A 24,549-nucleotide genomic window follows, 5' to 3' on the forward strand; every position below is an offset into this window, starting at 1 on the left:
GGTCCTGGGGGGAAGCGCGACGGGGCCGGAAACCTCGGCGGGCGCGGATGCGGGAGACCGCCGTCTGGCGGCCGCCCGCGGCCGGGCCGCCGCGGACGCCACGCCACGGCCCCCCGTTACCCGTGGGCTGCCGCCATGAGCGGTGTCAGCCCTGCGTCAAGTATGTCCGCGCCGAGTTGACTGCGGATGCCGTGGTGTTGACGATCCGTGCCGGTTCCAGGTGACGGGTCCGGTATGCCTGCGGCGTCTCCGCGTGCGCGGCCCGGAACGCGCGGCTGAAGTGGGCCTTGTCCCGGAAGCCCCAGCGGGCGGCGATGAGCTGGATCGAACGGTCGCTCAGGCCCGGGTCGGCGAGGTCGCGGCGGCACCGGGCCAGCCGCTCGTCACGGATGTACGCCGCGACAGTGGTCTCCTCGTCCTCGAAGAGCCGGTGCAGCGAGCGCACCGAGATGTGGTGCGCGTCGGCGATCCGGCCCGGGTCCAGCGTGGCGTCGCCGAGGTGCTGCTCCACGTACGAGCGCACCTGGGCGAGCAGGGCGCGCCGCCGGATCTCGGTGGGTACCGCCTCCTCGGAGACCAGGTTGCGGCCGAGCAGCGTGGCGATCAGGTCCAGGCCGATCCCGCCCAGCCGCTCGGCGTCGGCCGCGTGGTACTGCTCAGGGTGACCGGTGACCCGGATGAGGAAGTCGGCGAGCAGGCCGCCGACGCCCTCGGAGCCGGACATCCGCCCGGCGAACAGGGGAGCGAGGCGGCGGCGCGGCAGCGGCAGCGCGTTGTACGGCATCAGGGCCACGATCGAGCGGGCGTACGCGGGCCCGGCCGGGTCGGCGTGGTGGCTGACCTCGTGCGGGCGGGAACAGTCGTAGAAGGTGAGGTCGCCGGGGCGGCAGCGGGCCCGCTGTCCCGCCTGGTCGGCCTGGCTGGTCCCGGTGAGCGTGAGCGCGAGCAGGTAGTAGTCCGGGTCGGAGCGCTGGATCAGTTTCGAGGTGCGGACGCAGTCCACCGACGGATAGCGGTAGCGGATGAGCCGCAGCCGGCCCAGCTCGACGAACTCGGCCCGCGCGACGAAGTCGTCGGCGTGCGCGGTGTGCACCCGCAGCGGCGTCGGGCTGCTGGCCATCATGTCCAGCCACGTGCCGAAGCGCTCCCGTGGTGGCAGAACTTCCGTGTCGAGCACCTGCCGGCGCAGCCTGCCGTCCATCAACCCACCCCCGTGGTTTTGTCACACCTGTTAAAACCAGGACGCCCCACGGGGCCGGAAAGCGACACCCGTGGGGCCGTGACGTCCGTCATTGACGGACGGGCGAGCCTTCTGTTAGCAGTCCGTTCAGTCGTTCAGCACCTGGGCCAGCCGGTCGCGGAACCGGCGCTCGGAGTCGGTCACCGTGTCGCCGCCGAGGCCCAGGAGGCCGCCGCTGGACGCCGCGCCCACCACCTGCTCGGCGATGTCCACGAGCCAGTGCCGGTACGCCCCGGCCTGGCCCTCGTCCACCCGGGCGGCGAGCAGCGCGGCGGCCTGACCGGCCCGGGCCAGCACGTCCTCGATCATCGCCTTCGGGTCCTGCGGCGTGAGCACCGGAAGCTCCGCGCCGGTCTCCGGGTCGCCGACCCGGGACACGATCTCGCCGGCCACCGCGGCGACGAGAGGGCTCGCCGACTCGCGGCCGGCGGCGATGGTCTCCAGCCCGGCGGCGTTCTCGGCCATGGTGCGGCGGGTGCCGTCGGACTCGGCGGCGGCCGCCGCGGTGAGCACCGACTGCGGCAGTCCCACCAGCAGCCCCCACTCCTCGTCGGAGACGCCGAACCGGGTGTACGCCGGCTGCTCGATCACGATCAGGCCCCTTTCGCCGTGGTCGTCGTTGTCGACGGGCGCCGCCGCGGCGCCCGGGTCAGGCTAGTCGAGTTCCAGCAGTCCCTGTTCGGACACCACTGGCACGGAGAGCGTCTTGTAGCCGACCTCGTCGAAGAGCACCGTCATCCGGTCCTCCTCGTAGCTGAGCACCAGGCCGGCGCCCCACTCCGGGTGGCGCACCTGGCTGTGCACGGGGAACGGACCGACCGCGCCGTCGGCGGCCACGCTGGTGCCGGCGTGGCAGTTGTCGCAGTGCCCGCAGACCTTCTGCATCTGCTCGCCGAAGTACGCCAGCAGGGCCTGGCCGCGGCAGCCGGTGGTCTCGGCGAAGGCGCGCATCATGTCGGTACGCGAGCGGGTCACTGTCTGCTGCCGTTCCGCCTCGGCGAGCGCCGCGCGGCCCGACTCGGCGGCCTCCGGCGCGTACCGGGGCGCGCCGATGCGCTGCCCGGCCCGCGGCTCGGCGGCGCCGATCTGCTCCAGCAGGGACAGGTACTGGCCCAGCTTGCGCGGACCGAGGCCGGTCAGCTCGCGCAGCTCCTTGCGGTTGCGGGCCTTGCCGCGCAGCACCGCGGCCAGTTCGGCCAGTTCCTTCTCGTCCGGCAGTCCGCCGCTGAAGTAGCGCTGCAGGCCGACGTCCTCGGCGCGCCACAGCAGCAGCACCCGGGCCGGCGACCCGTCGCGCCCGGCGCGGCCGATCTCCTGGAAGTAGCTGTCCGGCGAGTCGGGCAGCGCCATGTGCACCACCCAGGCGATGTTCGGCTTGTCGATGCCCATGCCGAACGCCGACGTGGCCACCATGATCGGCACCCGGTCGGCGAGGAACGCCTCGTGCAGCTCGTGCCGGGCCGCCGTGGGCATGCCGCCGTGGTAGAACTCGGCCGGGAAACCGGCGCCGGTGAGCCGCTCGGCCAGCTCCTCGGCTGCCCGGCGGGTCGGCACGTAGATGATGCCGGGCCGCTCGTCGTCGCGCAGCAACGCGATCAGCCGCCGCCACCGGTAGTCGTCGGTGGGGCAGTGGGCCACCTCCAGGAAGAGGTTCGGCCGGTCCAGCCCGGAGACCACCACCTCGGGCTCGCGCAGCCGCAGCCGGGCGATGATGTCGTCGCGTACCGGCGGGGAGGCGGTGGCGGTGAGCGCCACCACCGGCGGTCGGCCCAGGCCGTCGATCAGGTGGCCCAGCGCCAGGTAGTCCGGCCGGAAGTCGTGGCCCCAGGCGGAGATGCAGTGCGCCTCGTCGATCGCCACCAGCGCCGGCTTCAGCTCGCGGACCTCGGCGAGCCGGTCCGGGTTGCTCAGCGCCTCCGGCGTGATGAACAGGAACTCCGCGCGCCCGGCCCGGATGTCCTCGATCGCCTCGGCCTGCTGGGCTGCGCTCTCGTCCGAGCTGATCCGCACCGCGCGCAGCTCCGGACGCTGCCGTTCGTTGAGCGCGGCGATCTGGTCCTGCTGCAACGCCAGCAGCGGGGAGATCACCACCGTCGGGCCCGGGATCAGGCTGGCCGGGATCTGGTAGATCGCCGACTTGCCGGCGCCGGTGGGCAGCACCACCAGGGCGTCGCGGCGCTTCATGACGGCGCGCATGGCGGCGAGCTGGTTGGGCCGCAGCGCGGTCCAGCCGAACAGGTTCCGCGCCGCCCGGCGCAGGCTGGAGGAGTGCGTGGTCAGTTTCATCAAGCGCCTCAGCTACCCCCGGCGATCCCGCGCGAAACCGTTACCGCCGCTCACGCCCCGCGCGAGCCGTGGCCACCGCCCGCGCCCTGGCTGGGCGCGCGGACCCGACCCGGCCGGCGCGGGCTCAGCGGCGGAACATGGCCCGGATCGCGATCAGCAGGAACAGGCCGCCGACGATCAGGCCGAGCAGGCGTACGCCGGGGATGTCGGCGGCGCTGGTGGCGTCGGCGAGCGGCAGGGCGGACATGTGGGAACTCTCCCACGGGTGGTCGCGGGGCGCCAGCGGCTAACAGTAAGGATTGTTGACTATTTAGCTGCGCGGTGTGACCATGGCAGCACCCGCCGGCCCCGGCGGGTCCGTGGGGGAGACGGGGGTACGACAGCACATGAGCGAGCGGACCGAGGGATCGACCGGAGACCTGGCGGCGCTCGCCGCCGCCGTCCTGCAACCGGGGTTCGTCGGCACCACGCCGCCGCCGTGGGTGTGCCGCTGGCTCGGCGAAGGACTCGGCTCGGTCGTCCTGTTCGCCCGCAACGTCGTCGACCACGAGCAGGTCGCCACGCTCACCGCGAACCTGCGCGCCGAACGGCCGGACGTCATCGTCGCGATCGACGAGGAAGCCGGCGACGTCACCCGGATCGAATCCGCCCGGGGCAGCTCGCGGCCCGGCAACTACGCGCTCGGCGCGGTCGACGACCCGGCGCTGACCGAGGAGGTCGCCCGGGACCTCGGCGCCGAACTGGCAGCCGTCGGCGTCACGCTGAACTACGCCCCGGACGCCGACGTCAACTCCAACCCGGCCAACCCCGTCATCGGCGTACGCGCGTTCGGCGCCGACCCGGACCTGGTCGCCCGGCACACCGCCGCCTGGGTACGCGGCCTGCAGTCCGGCGGCGTCGCCGCCTGCGCCAAGCACTTCCCCGGACACGGCGACACCCGGGTCGACTCGCACCACGACCTGCCCCGCATCGGCGGCGACCGGGCCCGCCTCGACGCGGTCGAGCTGGCCCCGTTCCGGGCCGCCGTGGCAGCCGGGGCGCAGGCGGTGATGACCGGCCACCTGCTGGTGCCGGCGCTGGACCCGGAGCTGCCCGCCACGCTCAGCCCGCGCGTGCTGGGCGGCCTGCTGCGCGAGGAGATGGGCTTCGGCGGCGTGGTGGTCACCGACGCGGTGGAGATGCGGGCGGTGTCCGACCGGTACGGCTTCACCGGCGCGGCGGTGCGCGCGCTCGTCGCCGGCGCCGACGCGATCTGCGTCGGCGGGGAACGGGCCACCGAGGCCGACGCCCGCGAGCTGCGCGACGCGATCGTCGCCGCGGTGATCAGCGGGGAGCTGCCCGAGGAACGGCTCGCCGAGGCGGCCAAGCGCGTCGGTCAGCTCGCCGCCTGGAGCGTCGCCGCCCGCGCCCGCCGGGTCACCGGCACGCCACCGGCCGACGGCTCACCGATCGGGCTGGCCGCCGCCCGCCGGGCGGTACGGGTCAGCGGCGACGCCGCGCTGCTGCCGCTGGCCGGGCCGGCGCACGTGGTGGAGTTCGCGCCGCCACGCAACATCGCCATCGGCGAGGAGACGCCGTGGGGGATCGCCGCGCCCCTGACCCACCTGGCGCCGGGCACCACCACCGCCCGCTACGCCGCCGACGCCGTACCGGCCGACCCGGGCGACGTGCCGGCCGGACGGCCGCTCGTGCTGGTGGTGCGCGACCTGCACCGGCACGACTGGATGCGGGACGCGGTGCGCCGGGCGCTCGCCGCGCGCCCGGACGCGGTGGTCGTCGAACTGGGCGTGCCCGAGCTGGTCACCGGCGCGGTGCACCTGGCCACCCACGGCGCCACCGCCGCCGCGGCGAGGGCCGCCGCCGAAGTGCTCACCGGCGCCCGCTGACTCCCGGGCCGGCCGGGTGGGGAGGTCCCCCGGCCGTCCCGGGCCTCACTCCGGGTCGACCACCAGGTCGGCGTACTCGGGGTGACGCTTGACGAACGCAGCCACGAACGGGCAGCTCGGCACGATCCGGCCGCCCCGGGCGCGGACCTCGTCCAGCGCGCCCCGGACCAGCGCCGCGCCGACGCCCTGACCCTGGAACCGGTTGTCGACCTCGGTGTGGGTGAAGACCAGCACCCCGTCGCCGGGGGTGTACGCGGCGAACCCGGCCAGCGCGTCGTCCACCAGGATCTCGAAGCGCCGCTTGGCGGGGTTGTCCTCGACCTGAAAGCTCACCGGATCATTCTCCCTCCGGGGCCGGCCAGCCGGTCCAGTTCGGCCAGCAGCCGGTCCACCTCCTCGACCGTGTTGTAGTGGTAGACGCTGGCCCGGACCGCGCCGCCGTCCGCGCGCAGGCCCATGGTGCGGAAGTACTCGTAGGCGTAGTAGTCGCCGTGCGACAGGCACAGGCCCGCCTCGCCCAACGCCGCCGCCGTCTCGGCCGGGGACCGGCCGGCCACCCGGAACGACACCGTCGGGCAGCGCCGGGCCGGCGTCCCGTAGACGGTCACGAACGACCGGCCGGTCAGCCCGGCGAGCAGCCGGTCGAAGACCGCCTCCTCGTGCGCCTGCGCGGCGGCCAGCCCGGCGCGTACCCGCTCCCGGCGGTCGCCGGTCGCGGACGGATCCAGGCCGGCCAGGTGGTCCACCGCTGCGGTCACCCCGGCCAGCAGCGGGAAGCTCGGCGTGCCGTACTCGAACCGGTCCGGGACCGCGTCGGCGGAGGGGATCAGCTTCGCCGGGCGCAGCTGCTCCCACCGCGCCGGGTCGGCGGCCATCGCCGCCAGGTGCGGCCCGGACCACTTGTACGCGCTGGTCACCAGGAAGTCCGCGCCGACCGTGGCCAGGTCGGTCGGGCCGTGCGGCACCGAGTGCACGCCGTCGACGCAGACCAGCGCGCCGGCCGCGTGCGCGGTCTTGGCGATCGCCGCCACGTCCGGCACCGTGCCGATCGCGTTGCTGCCGGCGGTCACCGCGACCAGCCGGGTGCGCTCGGTGACCAGGTCGGCGTACTGGCCGGCGGGCAGGTCGCCGGTCACCGGGTCGAACTCGGCCCAGCGCACCGTGGCGCCGGCCGCCTGCGCGGCCTGCACCCAGGGCCGGACGTTCGCGTCGTGGTCCAGCCGGGAGACCACCACCTCGTCGCCCGGCCGCCAGCCGGCGCCGAGCGTCCGCGCCAGGGTGTACGTCAGCGCGGTGGCGCTCGGACCGAGCACCACGCCCGACGGCTGCGCGCCGAGCAGGTCGGCGACCGCGGCCCGCGCCCCGGCGACCAGCTCCAGGGCCCGGCGGCCGGGCACGAAGGCCGTGCTGCGGTTGCCGGTGGCGGCGCGCATGGCGCCGGTCACCGCCTCGATCACGCCGGCGGCGGTCTGGGTGCCCCCGGCGCCGTCGAAGTGGACGAAGCCCTCGCCCAGAGCGGGATAGGCGGCCCGGACCCGGGCGACGTCGAAAGCCATTCCGGCACCCTAGCGCGCACCTCGCAGACACCGCCCGGCGTGGCCGTCGCGGGCCCCGGGGCGCGACGGCACGGTGGCGCATGCCGCCTATCCTTGGACGGGTGACCCTCCGACGCGCCACCTCCGCCCCCGCCCGCCGCGCCGCCGGTCTGCTCGCCGGGCTCGCGCTCGGCGCCGCACTGCTCGCCGGATGCAGCTCCGAGGGCGCCGAGACCGACTGCGGCCTCGACGCCTGCACGATCACCTTCGACCGCGGCGTGGAGGCCAGCGCCCGCATCCTCGGCGTCGAGGCGAAGCTGGTCAGCGCCCAGGGCGACCAGGTCACCGTCGAGGTCGCCGGGGAACAGCTCTCCCTGACCGTCGGCCAGCAGGCCACCGAGGTCGCCGGCTTCCAGGTCAGCCTGGACAGCGTCACCGACCAGCAGGTGGTGCTGCGGGTCGCCCGCGACCTCAACGGCTGATCCGTTTCGGCCGCTCCCGGCGGGGGAGACGTTTGGAAAATCGCCCGCCGGGAGATTGAGGGCTCATGTCTCTCACCCGGAATGCCGGAGCCACCGCCTCCCAGGCTCGAAACAGCCGGTGGCTCGAACTGTTGACCCGTGCCGGATTCATCGGATACGGGGTGGTGCACCTCCTCTTCGCCTGGTTGGCGCTGCAGATCGCCTTCGGTAACTCGGGCGAGGAGGGAAACCAGAACGGCGCGCTGCGCACCCTCGGTGAACAGCCGCTCGGGAAGTTCCTCCTGATCGCCGTCGCTGTCGGCCTGTTCGCCATGGCGATCTGGCAGGCATTCGAAGCGATCTCCGGCCACGTCTCCAAGACCGGCAAGGAACGACTGTTCGAACGGATCGCCTCGGCGGTCCGGGTGGTCGTCTTCGTCTGGCTGGGCTGGACCGCGATCCAGGTCTTCCAGGACGCCAGCTCCAACGCCTCGGACCAGCAGCAGCAGCTCTCCGAGAAGCTGATGGCCTCCGACGGCGGCCGGTGGCTGGTCGGGCTGGCCGGCCTGGCGCTCGCCGCGCTCGGCGTCGGCATGGTGATCTACGGCCTGAAGAAGAAGTTCGAGCGCAACCTCAAGACCGGCGAGATGAGCCCGAAGACCCGCCAGCTCACCCGCCGCCTGGGCATGGCCGGGTACGCCGCCCGGGGTGGCGTGTTCGCCATCGCCGGCGTGCTGGTCGTCGTCGCCGCGGTGAACTACGACCCGGAGAAGGCGCGCGGCCTGGATGCCGCCCTGCGGACGCTGCGCGACCAGTCGTACGGGCCGTGGCTGCTGGCGCTCATGGCGCTCGGCATCGCCGCGTTCGGCGTCTACTGCTTCTTCCAGTCCCGGTACCGCAAGGTCTGATCCTGGTCGATACCCGGGCCGCCGGGCACCATTGGGCCTTTGCGCCCGATTCCGCCCGGTCGGAGGGAGAGAGAGTTAGTGCAGAGTTACGTCGTGACCATCGCCGCCGCGCTCGCCGCGGCGGCGATCGCGTTGGTGCTGGCCCAGGTGGTGCACCGGGTCACCCGCCGGCTCGGGCGCCGCTCGCTGCTGATGACCGAGCTGACCGAGCACTCGCACCGCGCGTTCCAGGTGGCCGCCACAGTGGTCGCGGTGCAGATCGCGGTGCGGTTCACCACCCTGTACGCGGTCGGCAGCCCGTGGCGGCAGTTCGTGCTGCACACGCTCGTGCTGGCGATGATCGCCGCCACCGCCTGGCTGGTGGCCTCGCTGCTGGTGGTGGCGGAGGACACCGCGCTGGCCCGGTTCCGGGTGGACGTGCCCAACAACCGGCACGCGCGCCGGGTGCGTACCCAGGTGGTGCTGCTGCGCCGGCTGACCATCGCGGTGATCGTGATCCTCACCGTCGGCGTCATGCTGATGACGTTCCCGGCCGTACGCGGCGTCGGCGCCGGTGTGCTGACCTCCGCCGGTGTGATCGCCGCGGTCGCCGCGCTGGCCGCGCAGAGCCTGCTCGGCAACGTCTTCGCCGGTCTCCAGCTCGCGTTCAGCGACGCGGTGCGGCTCGACGACGTGGTGGTGGTCGAGGGGGAGTGGGGCCGGATCGAAGAGCTGACGCTCAGCTACGTGGTGGTGCAGATCTGGGACGACCGCCGGCTGATCCTGCCCACCTCGTACTTCACCAGCCGGCCGTTCCAGAACTGGACCCGCACCGAGGCGGCGGTGCTCGGCACCGCCGAGTTCGACCTGGACTGGGCCATCCCGGTGCAGGCGATGCGGGAGGAGCTGCGCCGCCTGTGCGAGGGCACCGAGCTGTGGGACGGGCGGGTCTGCGTGCTCCAGGTGACCGACGCCACCGGCGGCATGGTCAAGGTCCGCGCGCTGGTCAGCGCCGCCGACGCGGGCAGCCTGTGGGACCTGCGCTGCCTGGTCCGCGAGCACCTGGTGACCTGGGTACGCGACCAGCGCCCGACCGCCCTGCCCCGGCTGCGCGCCGAGGTGGGCGACGCCGCAGGCCCGCTGCCCTGGCAGGCGGCGCAGCCGCGCCGCCCGGTCCGCCGCCCGGCCGGCACCGAGGCGCCCGACGACGCGCGGGTCTTCGGCGGCAGCGACGACGGCGAGGCCCGCAGCGAGGTGTTCGTGGGCAGCCGGGAGGAGCACGCCGAGGCGCGTCGCTGACCTCGCGTACCCCGATCGGAGCCCTCGGCCGCCCACCGGCGCCGAGGGCTCCCCGCGTGCGGAGGGGGAGCTTTCGGGGACTTTCGGGCCGGACGGGTTTGCCCGGCCCGTTGCGGGGGACGTGGTGCGCACGCCCCGGATCCGGTGCTCGTGGGCACCGGGCTCCGGCGGCGCGCGGCCGGGCGGACCGGCCGCGCCGCGCAGGATTGACGGGCGGCGACTCCGGGCATACAGCGCGGTGATGACGAAAGGAGGACAGCATGGCTGACGTCGCGAGTCGCAGCACGTCCCGGACCGGGCACGAGCCGTCCACCGCGGAACTGGTCCAGCGCGCCACCGAGCAGGTCACCCGTCTGGTACGGGACGAGCTGGCGCTGGCCCGCGCGGAACTGACCCAGAAGGGCAAGCACGCCGGGATCGGGATCGGTCTGTTCGGCGGCGGCGGGGTGATGGCGCTCTACGGCGCCGGCGCCCTGGTCGCCACCGTGATCCTGCTGCTGGCGCTGGTCATGCCGGCGTGGCTGGCGGCCCTGATCGTGGCGGTGGCGTTGTTCCTGCTCGCCGGGATTCTGGCGCTGGTGGGCAAGAAGCAGGTCAGCCGTGCCGTCCCGCCGGTGCCCGAGGCGGCCGTCCGCAGCGTGCGGGCGGACGTCGACACGGTCACCGCCGCGGTGAAGGACGGGAGACGGGCATGACCGGCAACGGAACCGGGGACGTGGCGGCGCTCCGGGAGGAGATCCGCCGGACCCGGGTGGAACTCGGTGAGACGGTGGAGCTGCTCGCGGCCAGGGCCGACCCGAAGGCGCTGGTGCGGCACTCCGCGGAGCAGGCGAAGGCGCGGATGCGCGAGCAGGCGTCGCTGACCGCGGCCCGGGTGCGCGGTCGCGCGGCCCAGCGGGCCCGGTTGGTCCGGGCGCAGGCGTACGAGAAGGGTGAGGCGGTCGGGCGCAATCCGTTGCCGTGGGCGGCCATCGCGGCCGGCGCACTGGTGACAGTGGTGGTGCTGGCGATCGTCCGAGGGAGGCGCAGGTGAGCGGGAAGGTCGGCAAGGCGGCGTACAAGCCGGTGGGGGTACTGCTCGGCCTGGCCGCCGGTACCGTCGCCGGCATGATCTTCCGCCAGGTCTGGAAGTTGACGGCGGGCGACGGCGAGGCGCCGAGCGCCACCGACGAGGAGCGCCGCTGGGGCGAAGTGCTCGCCGCCGCGGCCCTGCAGGGGGCGATCTTCTCGGTGGTGCGGGCCGCCGTCGACAGGGGTGGAGCGGTCGGCGTACGCCGGCTCACCGGTCGCTGGCCGGACTGAGAAAAAGGCCGGAAAGGCCCCTTTCCCGAGCGCGGGGAAGGGGCCTTTCGCATGGCTCCGGCGGGGCCGCGCAGCGCTGTCGGCGCGACCTTCAGGTCACATGTCGGAGAATTTCGTCGGCTAGGCTGTGCGAAGTTTTTGCGTACGTGGTTTGCTTTCTCACGCTGTTGCGAGACGCGTGGGTTGAGCGAAGTCTCCGGTACTGGGGGCTGTCTCAGGCGCCGCTGCTCGAAAACGGCCAATCGGCCGCACGGCGTGCTCGGCCGCCAGTTTTAGAAGGAGATAGACATGGCGCAGGGAACCGTGAAGTGGTTCAACGCTGACAAGGGCTTCGGCTTCATCACCGTCGACGGCGGGGGTGCTGACGTGTTCGTCCACTTCTCGGCCATCCAGACCAGCGGCTACCGCACGCTGGAGGAGAACCAGCGGGTGGAGTTCGAGATCGCCCAGGGTCAGAAGGGTCCGCAGGCCGAGCAGGTCCGCCCCATCTGAGCTGACGCAGCGCCGGTCACGCCGGCTGGAGCGTCGTGAAGCCCCGCGTCCCGCACGGGAGGCGGGGCTTCGCCGTGCCCGGCCGCGCCGCCTCAGCGACGTCGGGCCCGCATGCCCCACCACAGCCCGGCGAGTCCGATCAGGATCAGCGCCACGCCCACGTACACCCAGCTCCGCTCGTCGCTCAGGACGCTGCCCTCGACGTACCCGAGCCCGAGCACCGTCCACAACGCGCCCAGCACCACGGCGAGCAGCCCCACTGTGAGCCGGAACCAACCCCTCATCGTTCCCCCTCCGACGACGACAGTTCCGCTCCAGCATGCCCGGCGGCGCGGGCGGCCGGCGACGCCGCGCCGGCCGTCCGGCTCACCACCGGTCGTGCACCTGCGGGCGGATCAGCTCGTCGTAGGCGGCCCGCACCGCGGCCAGCTCCACTTCGGTCAGTGCCGGCTGGCCGGCCGCCTCGGCGTTGCGCAGTGCCTGCTCGGGCGAGCGGGCGCCGGGGATCACCACTGTCACGCCGGGCTGGTCGAGGATCCAGCGCAGCGCGAACTGCGCCATCGTGCGGTCGTCGCCGACGAGCGGCGCGAGCCGGCGCACCGCGGCCAGGCCCAGGTCGTAGTCGACGCCGGAGAACGTCTCGCCGACGTCGAACGACTCGCCGTGCCGGTTGAACGTGCGGTGGTCGTTCGCCGGGAACGTGGTGTTCTCGTCGTAGCGGCCGGAGAGCAGACCGCTGGCGAGCGGCACCCGGGCGATGATGCCCACCCCGGCGGCAGCGGCGGCCGGCAGCACCTGCTCCAGCGGCTTGTGCCGGACCGCGTTGAGGATGATCTGCACGCTCGCCACGCCGGGCCGGGCGATGGCGGTGAGCGCCTGGTCGCAGGTCTCCACGCTGACGCCGTACCCGGCCACGCGCCCCTCGGCGACCAGCGTGTCCAGCGCGTCGAAGACCCGGTCGTCGGCGAAGACCGCGGTGGGCGGGCAGTGCAGCTGCACCAGGTCGAGCGTGTCGACGCCGAGGTTGGCCCGGGACCGGTCGGTCCAGGCCCGGAAGTTGTCGAGCGTGTACGCCTCCGGCGTCTGCTCCACCCGGCGGCCCATCTTGGTGGCCACCGTGAGCCCGTGCCCGGGGCGGGAGCGCAGGAACCGGCCGATCAGCGCCTCGCTGCGTCCGTCGCCGTACACGTCGGCGGTGTCCAGGAAGGTGACGCCGGCGTCGACGGCGGCGGCCAGCACGGCGAGCGCCGCGTCCTCGCTGACCTCGCCCCAGTCCGCGCCGAGCTGCCACGCGCCGAGTCCGATGATGCCGACGTGCCGGCCGAGCCGGTCGAAGCTGCGCTGTTCCACCCGGCCGAGCCTAGTGAGCCGCTTGCCGTGGCGCGCGGCGGGCCGTACGGTCCAACAAGACGTACGTACGGTTTGGAGGCTGTCATGTGGGACCCACACACCTACCTGCGCTACGGAGACGAGCGCTCCCGGCCCTTCCACGACCTGCTGGCCCGGGTCGGCGCCGAGCGGCCACGCGCCGTGGTCGACCTCGGCTGCGGCCCCGGCACACTCACCGCCACGCTCGCCCACCGCTGGCCCGGCAGCCGCGTCACCGGCCTCGACTCCTCCCCGGAGATGATCGCGCGGGCGAACGCCGAGGGCGGCCCGGCCGGCTACGCCGTCGCCGACCTCCGCGACTGGCGGCCCGGGCCGGACGTGGACGTGCTGGTCGGCAACGCGGTGCTCCAGTGGGTGCCGGAACACCGCGACCTGCTCCGCCGCTGGGCCGCCGAGCTGCCGGCCGGCGCCTGGCTGGCGTTCCAGGTACCAGGCAACTTCGACGCGCCCTCGCACCGGCTGCTGCGCTCCGTCGCCGCCCAGGACCGGTGGCGGGACGCGCTCGCCGGCAAGCTGCGCGAGGCGCCCGTCGACGAGCCCGTCGGCTACGCCACGCTGCTCGCCGACGCCGGCTGCGCGGCCGACACCTGGGAGACTACGTACGTGCACCTGCTGCCCGCCGCCGGCGCCGACCACCCGGTGCTGGCCTGGATGGAGGGCACGGCGCTGCGCCCGGTCCGCGCCGCGCTGGACCCCGCCGGCTGGGACGCCTTCCGCGCCGAGCTGGGGGTACGGCTCGCGCAGGCGTACCCGGTGCGGCAGGGTCTGGTGTACTTCCCGTTCCGCCGGATCTTCATGGTGGCCCGCACCGGCGCCCGCGCAGAGGAGAACTCGTGACCGACCTGCCCACCTTCATCGCCGGACTGCCCAAGGTGGAGCTGCACGTGCACCACGTCGGCTCCGCCTCGCCCCGGATCGTCGCCGAGCTGGCGGCCCGGCACGAGGGGCGCAGCCCGGTGCCGGCCGACCCGGAGGCGCTCGCCGACTACTTCGCGTTCCGCGACTTCGCCCACTTCATCGAGGTCTACCTCAGCGTCGTCGACCTGATCCGCGACGCCGACGACGTCTGGCTGCTCACCCACGAGGTCGCCCGGGAACTGGCCCGCCAGCAGGTCCGGTACGCCGAGCTGACGGTAACGCCGTACTCGCACGTCAACCGGGGCATCCCGGCGCCGGCGTTCTGCGAGGCGATCGAGGACGCCCGCAAGCGCGCCGAGGCCGACTTCGGCATCGCGCTGCGCTGGTGCTTCGACATCCCCGGCGAGGCCGGCCTGCCCGCCGCCGAGCAGACGCTGCGGATCGCGCTCGACGAGCGGCCCGACGGGCTGATCAGCTTCGGCCTCGGCGGCCCCGAGATCGGCGTGCCCCGGCCGCAGTTCAAGCCCTGGTTCGACCAGGCCCGCGCGGCCGGGCTCCGCTCGGTGCCGCACGCCGGCGAGACCACCGGCCCGGAAACCGTCTGGGACGCGCTGCGCGAGCTGGGCGCCGAGCGGATCGGCCACGGCATCTCCGCCGCGCAGGACCCCGCGCTGCTCACCTACCTGGCCGAGCGGCGGATCCCGCTGGAGATCTCCCCGACCTCCAACGTGCGGACCCGGGCCGTGCCCAGCCTCGACGCGCACCCGCTGCCCCGGATCGTGGAGGCCGGCGTGCCGGTCAGCATCAACTCCGACGACCCGCCGATGTTCGGCACCACCCTCAACGACGAGTACGCCGTGGCCGCCCGGCTGCTGCGACTCGGCCCGGACGGCGTCGCCGCGCTGGCCCGCGACGCGGTCGCCGCGGCGTTCCTGGCCCCGGCCGAGCAGGCCCGGATCAGCGCCGAGATCGACGCGTACCGGGCGAGCGCGGCACGCTGAGCGGCCGTACGGGCGTCGGTCGCCGGGATCCCCGCGGCGGCCGGCGCCGCGCGGTCAGCATCACCCCGGCCAGGGCCAGCGCGGACAGCGCGGCGGCGGGGCCGGACGCCACAGCCGCGGGCCGGACCGGGCCGTGGGCGAGCACCGGGTCCTGCCAGAAGGCGAGCGTGAGGGCGACGCCCAGGCCGATAACGGCGGCCCAGCGGAGCAGACGGCCGACGGTCGGCGTCATGACGGTCACCTCACCCGGAGCGACGGGAGAGCGCGCGACGGGAGCGAGGTGTGGGGGGACCGAACTCCCGTCGCGCGCACCGATCCGTCGGCCGAAAGGTGTTACGGGGCGTCCCGGCCGACGGAACTGATGGGTTCTGTCGGTAATCCTGGCAGTTCACGGCGGTTTCCCGGCCGTCGTTAAACCACCTTTAAGGAGAACTTGCGCCGCCCCACAGCCAGGGCGTCAGCGCGGGCGCGGCCAGCGCCGTCCGGCACGCGGCTCGCGGGCGTCCCGGGCCATCCGGCCGACCAGCCCGAACCGGTTCACCGGCCGGGGCGCCGCGTCCGGGTCGGCCAGCAGCATCACCACGCTGGCCCCGCCGAGCCGGGCCCGGTCGATGCTCACCGAACCGTTCGCCTGCAACGCGACCCGCTTGGCGATGTCCAGCCCGAGCCCGGTGGAGCCCTGGTCGCTCTCGCCCCGGCGCAGCGCCCGGTCCGGGTTCGGGATGCCCGGCCCGGCGTCGTCGATCCGGATCGCCACCCAGCCGTCCCGGCGGCTCACCGCCACCTCGAACGCGGTGCCCTGCGGCGTGTACCGGAACACGTTGCCGATCACCGCGTCCAGCGCGGCGGCCAACTCTGCGCGGGGCACCGGCGCCGGGATGCGCAACTGCGCCCCGACCACCCGGTGCGGCCGGTTCTGGTCCCCGGCCAGCGCCGACCAGAACACCATCCGGTCCCGCACCACCTCGCTGACGTCGCACGACGCCGGAGCCGACTCCTGACTCACCGCCTTGCGGGTCGTCTTGATCAGCTGGTCGACCTCGCCCTCCAGCGTGACGATCGCCTGCCGGATCCGCCGGATGCCACGCCGCCGGTCCAGCTCCGCCTCACTGAACGTGCCGATGCTCGTGTCGTCGGACTCCAGCGCCTCGGCGTCCAGCCGCAGCGCGGTCAGCGGCGTACGCAGCCGGTGCGACAGGTCGGCGACCAGCTCGTGCTCGTCGGCGCGCAACGCCACCAGCCGTTCCGTCATCCGGTTGAACGCGTGCCCTGCCTCGGCCAGCTCGCGCGGGCCGGTCGGCTCGACCCGTACCCCCAGCTCGCCGTCGCCGACCGCGAGCGCCGCCTTGACCAGGTCGCCGGTGGCGTCCACGGCCCGGGCCGCCACCCGGTCGACCACCACCACCGCCGCGCCGACCAGCGCCAGCGCCACCGCGAGCAGCAGCAGCCAGCGTCCGCCGCCGCCGTCGTCGAGCACCTCGTCGGGTACGAAGACCTCCACCACGGCGACCCGCTCACCGAGCACCACCGGGTCCAGCCGCAGCACCCCGCCGTCCACCTCGGTCACCACCGAACGCCGCTGCTCGGCGGCGTCGGCGAGCGCTGCCGCGTCGGCCCGGCCGGCGGACTCGTCCGCCCCGATGCCGTGCACGACAGGGCGCAGCGCCGGGTCGCCGCCGGCCGCGGCCACCACCGCCCGTTCGACAGCCGCCGTGTCGGTGCTCACCGCCAGCGCGCCGGTCACCAGCGCGGCGCGGCGCGCGGCGTCGGCCAGCTCCGCCTCCCGGGACCGGTCGGCGAGGGTGAGCCCGAGCGGAATGAGGAAGGCGAGCGCGACCAGGCTGCACATGCCGGCCGTGAGCGCGGCCAGCGACAGCCTCAGTCCGGCGCCACCAGCCGGAAGCCGACCCCCCGCACGGTGCGCAGGTAGCGCGGCTTCGCCGCGGACTCGCCCATTTTGCGGCGGAGCCAGTACAGGTGCACGTCGATGGTCTGGTCCTCGCCGACCGATGGCTGCCGCCATACCTCCTCCAAGAGTTCCCGCCGGGACACTACCCGGCCGGGACGCGCGGCGAGATACGCCAGCAGGTCGAATTCCTTGCGGGTCAGCGCCAGCGGCTCCCCGTCGAGCACCGCGCTGCGCTCACCCACGTCGACCCGCAGGCCGCCGACCGTGTGCACGGCCGGCGCGACGGTACGGCTGGCCCGGCCGGCCCGGCGCAGCACAGTGGTGATCCGGGCGTCCAGATGAGCGCCGGTGAACGGCTTGACCATGTAGTCGTCCGCGCCGGCCCGCAGCAGCCGCACCACCGACTGCTCGTCGTCGCGGGCGGTGGCGATGATGATCGGCACGTCGGTGATGCCGCGCAGCATGCGCAGCGCGTCCGAGCCGTCCAGATCGGGCAGGCCGAGATCGAGCACCACGAGATCGGGCGTCTCCGCGGCGACCCGGCGCAGCGCGTCGAGCGCGGTGCCGACGGCGTGCACCGCGTGCCCCCGGTCGGTGAGCGACCGCAGCATGGCGCCGCGCACGACGTGGTCGTCTTCGACCAGCAGGACGGTTGCCACGTCAGCACCGTACAAGGTGTGGCAAGCCGGTCGCGTTGCGGCGGTCCGGCGAAGCGGGCAAGCTGGGACGGCGATGACGTTCACGCTCTTCCCCGACACCCGCCTCACGCTCGCCCGCGACGCGCTGGCCGGGCTGTCGGTGGGCGACGCCCTCGGCTCCCAGTTCTTCGTCCCCGGCCGGCGCCCGGACGACCTCGCCGCCGGCCGGCTGCCCGCGCCGCCGTGGGAGTGGACCGACGACACCGAGATGGCTTGCTCCGTCGTGGCCGAGCTGGCCGCCGCCGGGCGGATCGACTCCGACCGGCTGGCGTTGGCGTTCGCGCAGCGCTGCGAGCCCTACCGGGGGTACGGGCCGGGCGCGGTGACGGTGCTGCGGCTGATCCGCACCGGCACGCCGTGGCCGGTGGCCGCCGCGTCCGCGTTCGACGGGCAGGGCTCCTGCGGCAACGGCGCGGCCATGCGCGTCGCGCCGCTCGGCGCCTGGCACGCCGACTCCACCCGGCGCGCCGCCGAGCAGGCCCGCGCCTCGGCCGAGGTGACCCACGCCCACCCGGAGGGCGTCGCCGGCGCGGTGGCGGTCGCGGTGGCCGCCTCGCTGGCCGCCCGCGCCCGCCTCGACGGCGACCGCCCCGAGCCGGCCCGGCTGCTCACCGCCGTCGCCGGGGCGCTCGACCCGGCCGGCGAGGTGCACCGGGGGGTACGCCGGGCCGCCACGCTGCTCGGTCATCCGGCCGCCCAGGTGGCCGACGCGCTCGGCAACGGCTCGCGGGTCACCGCGCAGGACACCGTCCCGTTCACGCTCTGGGTCGCCGCCACGCTGCTGCACGACTATCCCGCCGCGATCCGCGCCTGCGTGGAGGCGGGCGGCGACGTGGACACCACGGCCGCGATCGTGGGCGGGACCGTGGCCGCGTACACCGGGGTCGGCGGGCCCGGCGGCGTCCCGGAGGACTGGCTGACCGCGCGCGAGCCGCTCCCCGGCTGGGTCACCACCCCCGCCTGACCGCCCGCCTTTCCGTTCGTCCTGACCGGGAATGCGGGCCACTTCGGCGAGGTGGCGGGCTTGAGGGGTGCGTGATGTCGCAACTCCCCCGAGCTGGTGTGGATCACGGTTGGTGGTGGCCGGGGCACGCGCGTCACTTCGGCGAGGTGGCGGGGTCAAGGGGAGCGTGATGCGGCAACCTCCCCGAGCAGGTGTGGATCATGGTTGGTGGTGGCCGGGCACGCGGGCCCCTTCGGGGAGGTGGCGGGGTCAACGGGTGCAGGTTGCGGCAATCTCCCCGAACAGGTGTGGGTCACGGTCGGTGATGACCGGGGACGCGCGCCACCTCGGGGAGGTGGCGGGGTCGACGGGGGTGGGATGCAGCCACCTCGGCGAAGTGGAGTCGATCATGCCTTCCGGCGCGCACCACCAGCGGGGACGGGTTCGCCGAGCGGGTGCGCGGCGCTCCCCGAATCGGGCGAATCCGGTGCCGGGTCGCCGCCGGACGAATGCGGTTCCGAGCCGCCGTGGGGTGAATCGGGTGCCGGGTCGCCGACGGGCGAGTCCGATGACGGGCCGCTGCGGGGCGAGTCCGGTGACGGGCCGCTGGAGGGCGAGTCCGGTGACGGGCCGCTGGAGGGCGAGTCCGGTGACGGGCCGCTGGAGGGCGAGTCGTGCGCTGGGGGGTCGGCGGCTGGGGCGGGGGCGACGGCACGCTCGGGGGAGTCGGAGCGGTTGTCCTCGTCCGGGCGCTCGGTCGCGGCGGGCGCGTCGGGGGAAAGGCTGTCGTCCGGGGTAGGGCTGTCGTCGGGCGGCAGCGTCATGGTGTCACGCCGGCGGCGGCTGAGCAGCCAGCCGATCGCCGCCCCGCCGGCCAGTCCGGCGAGCAGGCCGCCGCCGAGCAGCAGGTCCGCGCTCGGCCCGTCGTCTGCCGCGCCGGCCGCCGGCGCCGCGCCGTTCGGAGCGCCGTTCTGGACACCGCCCGGAACACCGCCCTGGGCGCCGCCCGCCGCGCCGTGACCGCTGTGCGCGCCGCCGTTCGTACCGGGGTCGCCGTTGTGCGTCATGGTGCCCGGCAGCGGCGGCAGCAGTTCGACAGTCGGCGCCGGGTGCTTGCCGCCGGCCGGGTCGGCCCACCGCACGACTGTGCCGTCGGCGTACGTCTGGACCACTGTGAACGTGAGCCGGTCGGTGGCGGGCATCGGACCCATGCCGAGTGGCAGCTGGGCCGCTCCGCTGCCGGTGCCGGGCACCCGCAGCCAGGTCACGGCATGGGTCACCTGGTTCAGTTCGGCCGCGTGCATGCCGGGGACCGGCTGGTCCAGGGTGCGGGTGGTGATGGTGGGCGCCCAGTCCGGCACGGACAGCGGGTACACCTCGCCGATCGGGGCGTCCGGGGGCATGGTCAGCTCGATCTTGGTGGTGCGGCTGCCGGGCCGGTCCGCCGGCACCACCACCGACAACTGGATCGCGTCGCCCTGGCGTACCTCGGCGGGTGAGGTCGTGACGGTCACCCCGGCCGCGCTCGCCGCGCCCGGCCAGCTCACCGCTCCGGCGAGCACGGCGGCCAGCAGCGCCGCCGCCCACCGGCCCTGACGGGTCATCCTCATCGTCGCCCCCATCCATCTCGACGGGGCCGGTACCGGCTCCGGCCCCACCTGGTAGTTCGGGCGGCGGGGCGAAAAGGTTCAACGCCTGCCGAACTCGTTACCGGCGGGCAGCGGCGTCGGCGGCGGCCCGCGCCGGGGCGACCGATAGCATCGCAGGGGCCGGTCACCGGCCCATCCGTACCGTCGACGACTAGGAGTCACCGTGTCCGCACCCCGTACCCCCGTCGTGGCCGACCCCGTCGTCGTCGCCGCCGGGACGACGGCGGCCGACGCGGTGGCCGCGGCCGGACTGCCGATGAGCGGGCCGAAGGCGATCGTGGTGGTCCGCGACCCGCAGGGCCAGCTGCGCGACCTGGACTGGCGTCCGGCCGAGGAGGTCGCTGTCGAGCCGGTCGCGCTGGACAGCCCGGACGGGCTGAACGTGCTGCGCCACTCCACCGCGCACGTGCTGGCCCAGGCGGTGCAGGACGTCTTCCCGGAGGCGAAGCTCGGCATCGGCCCGCCGATCGAGAACGGCTTCTACTACGACTTCGGCGTCGACAAGCCGTTCCAGCCGGAGGACCTGACCAAGCTCGAGAAGCGCATGCAGGAGATCGTCAAGTCCGGCCAGCGGTTCCGCCGTCGCCGGTTCGCGGACCTGGACGAGGCGCGGGCCGAGCTGGCCGCCGAGCCGTACAAGCTGGAGCTGATCGACGTCAAGGGGGAGGGGCTGGACTCCTCCGAGGTGATGGAGGTGGGCGGCGGCGAGCTGACCATCTACGACAACCTCGCCGCGAACGAGGACAAGGTCTGCTGGTCCGACCTGTGCCGGGGCCCGCACCTGCCGAACACCCGGCTGATCGGCGCGTTCAAGCTGATGCGCTCGGCCGCCGCGTACTGGCGCGGGTCGGAGAAGAACCCGCAGCTCCAGCGCGTCTACGGCACCGCGTGGCCGACCCGCGACGAGCTCAAGGCGTACCTGAAGCTCCTGGAGGAGGCCGCCCGCCGCGACCACCGCAAGCTCGGCGCGGACCTCGACCTGTTCAGCTTCCCCGACGAGATCGGCTCCGGTCTGCCGGTCTTCCACCCCAAGGGCGGCGTGCTCAAGCGGGTGATGGAGGACTACGTCCGGGCGCGCCACATCGAGGAGGGCTTCGACTACGTCGGCACGCCGCACATCTCCAAGGAAGGTCTCTTCCACACCTCGGGACACCTGCCCTACTACAAGGACACGATGTTCCCGCCCATGGAGATGGAGGGCAGCGACTACTACCTCAAGGCCATGAACTGCCCGATGCACAACCTGATCTACCGGTCGCGCGGGCGGTCCTACCGGCAGCTGCCGCTGCGGCTGTTCGAGTTCGGGTCGGTCTACCGGTACGAGAAGTCGGGCGTGATCCACGGCCTGACCCGGGTGCGTGGCTTCACCCAGGACGACTCGCACTCCTACTGCACGAAGGAGCAGGCGCCGGCCGAGATCAAGCACCTGCTCGGCTTCGTGCTCAGCCTGCTGCGCGACTTCGGCATCGACGACTTCTACCTGGAGCTGTCGACCCGCGACGACTCCCGGCCGGACAAGTTCGTCGGCTCCGACTCCGACTGGGCAACGGCCACCGCCGTGCTGGAGCAGTGCGCGCTGGAGACCGGCCTGGAGCTGGTGCCGGACCCGGGCGGCGCGGCGTTCTACGGCCCGAAGATCTCCGTGCAGGCCAAGGACGCGATCGGCCGCACCTGGCAGATGTCAACCATCCAGTACGACTTCAACCAGCCGAAGGGCTTCGGGCTGGAGTACCAGGCCGCCGACGGCACCCGGCAGCAGCCGGTGATGATCCACTGCGCCAAGTTCGGGTCGATCGAGCGGTTCATCGGCGTGCTCACCGAGCACTACGCGGGCGCGTTCCCGGCCTGGCTGGCGCCGGTGCAGGTGGTCGGCATCCCGATCCGCGAGGAGCACGGCGACTACCTGGCCGACTTCACCGCGACGCTGCGCCGGCACGGCATCCGCGCCGACGTCGACCTGGGCGACGACCGGATGCAGAAGAAGATCCGCAACGCGCAGCAGCAGAAGATCCCGTTCATGGTGATCGCCGGGGACGACGACGTGGCCGCCGGCACCGTCTCGTTCCGCTACCGCGACGGCTCGCAGCGCAACGGCGTACCGGTCGACGAAGCGGTCGCGCACGTGCGCGAGGTGGTGGAGTCGCGCACCAACGCCGGTCCTGCCGCCGAGCGGGCCGGATCGTAGGATCGCCGGTGTGACAGGGGCGGAGCGGGACACCGGGTACGGCGGCGACAACGGTCTGGCGGACGGGCTGGACCGGCTCTGGACGCCGCACCGGATGACCTACATCTCCGGCGAGGACCGGCCCGAGGGCGGGTACGAGAAGCCGGCCGGCTGCCCGTTCTGCCTGGCGCCCGGGCTGCCCGCCGAGGAGAGCCTGGTGGTGGCACGCGGTGAGCACGTCTTCGCGGTGCTCAACCTCTACCCGTACAACCCCGGCCACCTGCTGATCTGCCCCTACCGGCACGTGGCCGACTACACCGAGCTGGACGAGCCGGAGACGGTCGAGCTGGCCGCGTTCACCAAGGCCGCCATGCGGGTCGTCCGGCACGTCTCCAGCGCGCACGGCTTCAACCTCGGCATGAACCAGGGCGGCGTGGCCGGCGCGGGCATCGCCGCGCACCTGCACCAGCACGTGGTGCCGCGCTGGGGCGGCGACGCCAACTTCATGCCGGTGATCGGCCGCACCAAGGTGCTGCCCCAGCTCCTCGCCGACACCCGGGAGTTGCTGGCCAAGGCGTGGGCGGCGGCCTGACGGCGGCCCGCCCCGACAGTACGATCTCGCGCATGGCTCTCCTGCACCGCGCGGAACTGCGCCCCTCGAAACTGGAACTGCTCGCCGGCTGGCTGCCCGGGCGGCAGTGGTTCGCCGGCGAGGCGGGCGCGCCGGTCAGCCGCGTCGCGGCGTACCGGTTCGACGACCCGGCCGGTGAGGTGGGCGTCGAGACGCTGCTCGTGCGCGCCGGTGACGGCCCGGTGCTCCAGGTGCCGCTGACCTACCGGGGCGCGCCGCTGGCCGGGGCGGACGAGCACCTGGTGGGCGTCATCGAGCACTCGGTGCTCGGCCGCCGCTGGGCGTACGACGCCTGCGGCGACCCGGTGTACCCGCCGCTGCTGGCCGCCGCCGTGCTCGCCGACGCCGGGCAGGCCGAGGAGTACTTCGAGGTCGACGGGAAGCGGGAGGCGCGCCCGGCGAGCATGACGCTGACCGGCAGCCGTACCGGCCGTCCGGTGCCGACGGGTCCGGTTTCGGCCGGTCCGGGTGACGACGGCGTGACGGTGGTCCGGGTGGGGGACGTCGAACTGGCGGTGGTCCGGCGGCCCGTACCGGCCGACGTTCCGGCGGCGGGCGGCCTCGCCGGCACCTGGCCGGGCCAGGACGAGCCGGTACTGCTGGCCTACGCGCGCTGACGGCTCGCCCCGGCTGCGGCGTTCACCGCGACCGCCCACCTCCTGCCGTCACGGGGCGTGACCGTGACCGTACTCAGGAGCCTGGAACCGGCCCGCGGCCGCCCGGAAGATGACAGGATGCGGCGGTGGCAGTCGACAAGCGACAGTTGGGGCGCAGCGGCATCGAGGTGAGCGCCCTCGGCATGGGGTGCTGGGCGATCGGCGGCCCCTGGGCCGAGGGCGCCCGCCCGCTGGGCTGGGGTCAGGTCGACGACGACGAGTCGGTACGTGCCGTCCGCCGCGCGCTCGACCTCGGCGTCACGCTGTTCGACACCGCCGACACGTACGGCGCCGGGCACGGCGAGCGGGTGCTCGGCCGGGCGCTCGCCGGGCGGCGCGACGAGGCCGTGATCGCCACGAAGTTCGGCTACACGTTCGACGAGAGCGCCCGGCAGGCAACCGGGGAGAACGCCTCGCCGCACTACCTGCGCCGGGCGGTGACCGACTCACTGCGCCGGCTCGGCACCGACCACATCGACCTCTATCAACTGCACCTCGGCGACCTGCCGCTGCCCCGGGCCGAGGCGCTCATCGGCACGCTCGACGACCTGACGGACGACGGCCTGATCCGGGCGTACGGATGGAGCACCGACCGGGCCGATCGGGCCGCCGCGTTCGCGCAGGTCGCCCGGGGTGCCGCCGCCGTACAGCACGCGCTGTCGGTGCTCCGGGACGCCCCCGCCATGCTGGACGCCTGCGACAAGCACGACCTGGCCAGCCTGGCCCGGGGGCCGCTCGGGATGGGACTGCTCACCGGCAAGTACACGCCGGCGTCGACGCTTCCCCGCGACGACGTACGCGGACTCGGGCCGACCTGGCTGGAGTGGTTCCGCAGCGGCCGGCCCGCGCCGGAGTGGCTGCGCCGGGTCGCCGCCGTCCGCGACGCGCTGACCGCCGACGGCCGTACGCTCGCGCAGGGGGCGATCGGGTGGATCTGGGCGCGCAGCGACCGCGCCGTGCCGATCCCCGGGGCCCGTACCGTCGCCCAGGTCGAGGAGAACGCGGCAGCGCTGGCTTGGGGACCGCTCGCCCCGGACCACTTCGCCGAGGTGGAGCGGCAGTTGGCGGCGGTACGCTCGGCCGCCCTCCGGGACGCCGACCGCCCGTACTGGCCGATGCCCCCGGTCCCCGCCGTCCGCCCCTGACCCCTGCCCTCTCGGCGCCGATCTTGCGGTTGTGGCCCCTGAGATGACCGGAATGCCCACCTTGCGAGGGCCGCAAGTGCAAGATCGCCGCCGAGAGGGCAGGGCGGGGGCGGGGGCG

At 74.2% G+C, this 24,549-nt stretch carries 27 protein-coding genes; 15 read left to right on the top strand and 12 right to left on the bottom strand.

Annotation, left to right across the window (positions count from 1 at the left end):
• Nucleotides 1-145: 145 nt before the first annotated feature.
• From AMK25_RS08640 to AMK25_RS32960, 4 genes are all read right to left on the bottom strand, one after another.
• The gene (locus tag AMK25_RS08640) at nucleotides 146-1,201 is read right to left on the bottom strand and encodes a helix-turn-helix domain-containing protein (RefSeq protein WP_073827596.1); all 1,056 of its coding nucleotides are present in this window, start codon (nucleotides 1,199-1,201) and stop codon (nucleotides 146-148) included.
• Between the two features lie 126 nt (nucleotides 1,202-1,327).
• Entirely contained in the window at nucleotides 1,328-1,831 is a 504-nt protein-coding gene (locus tag AMK25_RS08645) for a hypothetical protein (RefSeq protein WP_073827597.1), read from the bottom strand.
• A 63-nt stretch (nucleotides 1,832-1,894) separates the two neighbouring features.
• Entirely contained in the window at nucleotides 1,895-3,526 is a 1,632-nt protein-coding gene (locus AMK25_RS08650; RefSeq protein ID WP_073827598.1) for a RecQ family ATP-dependent DNA helicase, read from the bottom strand.
• A gap of 124 nt (nucleotides 3,527-3,650) precedes the next feature.
• On the bottom strand, nucleotides 3,651-3,773 hold the full coding sequence (locus AMK25_RS32960; protein WP_255358596.1) for a hypothetical protein: 123 nt from the start codon (nucleotides 3,771-3,773) through the stop codon (nucleotides 3,651-3,653).
• A 139-nt stretch (nucleotides 3,774-3,912) separates the two neighbouring features.
• Here AMK25_RS32960 and AMK25_RS08655 point away from each other — a divergent pair, with 139 nt between their 5' ends.
• Nucleotides 3,913-5,412 (top strand): glycoside hydrolase family 3 protein, encoded by a 1,500-nt coding sequence (locus AMK25_RS08655; protein WP_073827599.1) that lies wholly within the window; start codon nucleotides 3,913-3,915, stop codon nucleotides 5,410-5,412.
• Between the two features lie 45 nt (nucleotides 5,413-5,457).
• On the opposite strand, the gene AMK25_RS08660 is transcribed toward AMK25_RS08655, so the two are convergent.
• Nucleotides 5,458-5,745, bottom strand: a complete 288-nt coding sequence (locus tag AMK25_RS08660) for a GNAT family N-acetyltransferase (RefSeq protein ID WP_073827600.1) — start codon at nucleotides 5,743-5,745, stop codon at nucleotides 5,458-5,460.
• Nucleotides 5,742-6,968, bottom strand: coding sequence for a cysteine desulfurase-like protein (locus tag AMK25_RS08665; RefSeq protein WP_073827601.1), 1,227 nt, complete (start codon nucleotides 6,966-6,968; stop codon nucleotides 5,742-5,744). The genes AMK25_RS08660 and AMK25_RS08665 overlap by 4 nt, the downstream gene beginning before the upstream one ends.
• A gap of 101 nt (nucleotides 6,969-7,069) precedes the next feature.
• On the opposite strand from AMK25_RS08665, the gene AMK25_RS08670 reads away from it, so the two are divergent.
• The 7 genes from AMK25_RS08670 (at nucleotide 7,070) to AMK25_RS08700 (ending at nucleotide 11,388) form a co-directional block, all read left to right on the top strand.
• A complete protein-coding gene (locus AMK25_RS08670) occupies nucleotides 7,070-7,429 on the top strand; it encodes a hypothetical protein (RefSeq protein ID WP_073827602.1) in 360 nt (119 codons plus the stop codon).
• 65 nt (nucleotides 7,430-7,494) lie between these two features.
• Nucleotides 7,495-8,316 carry a DUF1206 domain-containing protein gene (locus tag AMK25_RS08675; protein WP_073827603.1) on the top strand — a complete coding sequence of 274 codons (822 nt, stop codon included), beginning with the start codon at nucleotides 7,495-7,497 and terminating at the stop codon, nucleotides 8,314-8,316.
• A 78-nt stretch (nucleotides 8,317-8,394) separates the two neighbouring features.
• Nucleotides 8,395-9,594 carry a mechanosensitive ion channel family protein gene (locus AMK25_RS08680; RefSeq protein ID WP_073827604.1) on the top strand — a complete coding sequence of 400 codons (1,200 nt, stop codon included), beginning with the start codon at nucleotides 8,395-8,397 and terminating at the stop codon, nucleotides 9,592-9,594.
• 260 nt (nucleotides 9,595-9,854) lie between these two features.
• Complete coding sequence (locus AMK25_RS08685; RefSeq protein WP_073827605.1) at nucleotides 9,855-10,289, top strand: phage holin family protein; 435 nt, start codon at nucleotides 9,855-9,857, stop codon at nucleotides 10,287-10,289.
• A complete protein-coding gene (locus AMK25_RS08690; RefSeq protein WP_073827606.1) occupies nucleotides 10,286-10,627 on the top strand; it encodes a DUF3618 domain-containing protein in 342 nt (113 codons plus the stop codon). Before AMK25_RS08685 ends, AMK25_RS08690 begins: the two co-directional genes overlap by 4 nt.
• Nucleotides 10,624-10,896 carry a DUF4235 domain-containing protein gene (locus tag AMK25_RS08695; protein WP_073827607.1) on the top strand — a complete coding sequence of 91 codons (273 nt, stop codon included), beginning with the start codon at nucleotides 10,624-10,626 and terminating at the stop codon, nucleotides 10,894-10,896. The genes AMK25_RS08690 and AMK25_RS08695 overlap by 4 nt, the downstream gene beginning before the upstream one ends.
• 288 nt (nucleotides 10,897-11,184) lie before the next feature.
• The gene (locus tag AMK25_RS08700; RefSeq protein ID WP_007075740.1) at nucleotides 11,185-11,388 is read left to right on the top strand and encodes a cold-shock protein; all 204 of its coding nucleotides are present in this window, start codon (nucleotides 11,185-11,187) and stop codon (nucleotides 11,386-11,388) included.
• Nucleotides 11,389-11,480: 92 nt separating this feature from the next.
• On the opposite strand, the gene AMK25_RS08705 is transcribed toward AMK25_RS08700, so the two are convergent.
• Together AMK25_RS08705 and AMK25_RS08710 are read right to left on the bottom strand one after the other, a co-directional pair.
• Entirely contained in the window at nucleotides 11,481-11,672 is a 192-nt protein-coding gene (locus AMK25_RS08705) for a hypothetical protein (RefSeq protein WP_073827608.1), read from the bottom strand.
• An 82-nt stretch (nucleotides 11,673-11,754) separates the two neighbouring features.
• Nucleotides 11,755-12,738: an aldo/keto reductase gene (locus AMK25_RS08710; protein ID WP_073827609.1), complete on the bottom strand. Its 984-nt coding sequence runs from the start codon at nucleotides 12,736-12,738 to the stop codon at nucleotides 11,755-11,757.
• A gap of 84 nt (nucleotides 12,739-12,822) precedes the next feature.
• Between AMK25_RS08710 and AMK25_RS08715 the strand changes: the two genes are divergently transcribed.
• Both AMK25_RS08715 and AMK25_RS08720 read left to right on the top strand, forming a co-directional pair.
• Nucleotides 12,823-13,614 carry a trans-aconitate 2-methyltransferase gene (locus AMK25_RS08715; protein ID WP_073827610.1) on the top strand — a complete coding sequence of 264 codons (792 nt, stop codon included), beginning with the start codon at nucleotides 12,823-12,825 and terminating at the stop codon, nucleotides 13,612-13,614.
• Nucleotides 13,611-14,636 (top strand): adenosine deaminase, encoded by a 1,026-nt coding sequence (locus AMK25_RS08720; RefSeq protein WP_073827611.1) that lies wholly within the window; start codon nucleotides 13,611-13,613, stop codon nucleotides 14,634-14,636. The genes AMK25_RS08715 and AMK25_RS08720 overlap by 4 nt, the downstream gene beginning before the upstream one ends.
• Here AMK25_RS08720 and AMK25_RS08725 read toward each other — a convergent pair.
• The 3 genes from AMK25_RS08725 to AMK25_RS08735 form a co-directional block, all read right to left on the bottom strand.
• Nucleotides 14,593-14,868 (bottom strand): hypothetical protein, encoded by a 276-nt coding sequence (locus AMK25_RS08725; protein WP_073827612.1) that lies wholly within the window; start codon nucleotides 14,866-14,868, stop codon nucleotides 14,593-14,595. The two genes, AMK25_RS08720 and AMK25_RS08725, sit on opposite strands and share 44 nt — an antisense overlap.
• A gap of 225 nt (nucleotides 14,869-15,093) precedes the next feature.
• Nucleotides 15,094-16,485, bottom strand: a complete 1,392-nt coding sequence (locus tag AMK25_RS08730) for a HAMP domain-containing sensor histidine kinase (RefSeq protein ID WP_198937473.1) — start codon at nucleotides 16,483-16,485, stop codon at nucleotides 15,094-15,096.
• Nucleotides 16,486-16,514: 29 nt separating this feature from the next.
• Nucleotides 16,515-17,204, bottom strand: coding sequence for a response regulator transcription factor (locus AMK25_RS08735; protein WP_064448739.1), 690 nt, complete (start codon nucleotides 17,202-17,204; stop codon nucleotides 16,515-16,517).
• A 73-nt stretch (nucleotides 17,205-17,277) separates the two neighbouring features.
• Here AMK25_RS08735 and AMK25_RS08740 point away from each other — a divergent pair, with 73 nt between their 5' ends.
• The gene (locus AMK25_RS08740; RefSeq protein WP_073827613.1) at nucleotides 17,278-18,207 is read left to right on the top strand and encodes an ADP-ribosylglycohydrolase family protein; all 930 of its coding nucleotides are present in this window, start codon (nucleotides 17,278-17,280) and stop codon (nucleotides 18,205-18,207) included.
• 386 nt (nucleotides 18,208-18,593) lie between these two features.
• Here AMK25_RS08740 and AMK25_RS08745 read toward each other — a convergent pair whose 3' ends face one another.
• Nucleotides 18,594-19,796, bottom strand: a complete 1,203-nt coding sequence (locus AMK25_RS08745; protein WP_241826284.1) for a YcnI family protein — start codon at nucleotides 19,794-19,796, stop codon at nucleotides 18,594-18,596.
• A 202-nt stretch (nucleotides 19,797-19,998) separates the two neighbouring features.
• Between AMK25_RS08745 and thrS the strand changes: the two genes are divergently transcribed.
• The 4 genes from thrS to AMK25_RS08765 all read left to right on the top strand — a co-directional run bounded on the left by thrS (nucleotide 19,999) and on the right by AMK25_RS08765 (nucleotide 24,431).
• Nucleotides 19,999-22,020, top strand: a complete 2,022-nt coding sequence (gene thrS / locus AMK25_RS08750; RefSeq protein ID WP_073827614.1) for a threonine--tRNA ligase — start codon at nucleotides 19,999-20,001, stop codon at nucleotides 22,018-22,020.
• 10 nt (nucleotides 22,021-22,030) lie between these two features.
• A complete protein-coding gene (locus AMK25_RS08755; protein ID WP_030504554.1) occupies nucleotides 22,031-22,591 on the top strand; it encodes an HIT family protein in 561 nt (186 codons plus the stop codon).
• A 32-nt stretch (nucleotides 22,592-22,623) separates the two neighbouring features.
• Nucleotides 22,624-23,247: a CG0192-related protein gene (locus tag AMK25_RS08760; RefSeq protein ID WP_073827802.1), complete on the top strand. Its 624-nt coding sequence runs from the start codon at nucleotides 22,624-22,626 to the stop codon at nucleotides 23,245-23,247.
• A gap of 182 nt (nucleotides 23,248-23,429) precedes the next feature.
• Entirely contained in the window at nucleotides 23,430-24,431 is a 1,002-nt protein-coding gene (locus tag AMK25_RS08765; protein ID WP_198937488.1) for an aldo/keto reductase, read from the top strand.
• Nucleotides 24,432-24,549 lie beyond the last annotated feature (118 nt).

Origin of the sequence: Micromonospora sp. TSRI0369, from assembly GCF_001905625.1 — a bacterium.
Classification (GTDB): domain Bacteria; phylum Actinomycetota; class Actinomycetes; order Mycobacteriales; family Micromonosporaceae; genus Micromonospora; species Micromonospora echinospora_A.